The 719-nt window shown below is 48.4% G+C and carries 1 protein-coding gene; it reads left to right on the forward strand.

The annotated features are described in order from the left end of the window. The coding region (locus ACW689_RS21410) for a condensation domain-containing protein (protein ID WP_476294438.1) at nucleotides 1-719 on the forward strand (719 nt) is incomplete at both ends.

A 719-nucleotide genomic window follows, 5' to 3' on the forward strand; every position in this document is an offset into this window, starting at 1 on the left:
TGGACAAACCGCGTCCAGAGGTGAAGGGGCATGAAGGGGCCGTTGTACGGGGCCACTTATCACCGGCAGTGGCAATGCAGCTTAATCAGTTGGCACAAAAATACCAAGTGACGCCTTTTATGCTGTTACACGGGGCATTGGCACAAGTACTCTCAAGGCATAGTTACAGCCAAGACATTGTGATAGGCACGCCGGTGGCGAACCGATTACAAACAGAGCTAGAGTCATTGATAGGGTTCTTTGCGAATACTTTAGTGCTGCGAGTGAACACGGAGCATGAGCGCTTATCAGAATATTTGGCGCATATCAAAGCGGTTCACTTAGAGGCACAGAGTCATCAAGATGTGCCATTTGAGCAGTTGGTAGAGCATTTGAATGTGCCGAGAAGCCGAGCTTACTCACCGTTATTTCAGATTATGTTGACGACTGATACAGAGTTTGGCGTAACAGCAGGGGAAGAAGGCAAGGGATTTGATTTACCGGGTATGACACTGCAAGCGGTAGACAGTGGTGTGCATAGTGTGAAGTTTGATTTAGATATTCACGCGGTGTTGAACGATGCAGGGGTGTCGTTGAGTTGGACGTATGATGTGAACCTGTTTACAGAGGCACATATTGAGCAGCTGAATGCGCATTTTATGCGGGTATTAAGCGCCTTGGCGCAGGGAGAAGGGACGTCATTGAATACACTCCCTATGCTCTGTGAAGATGAGCAGTTC

The organism is Pseudoalteromonas sp. ABE4_541 (genome assembly GCF_056312285.1).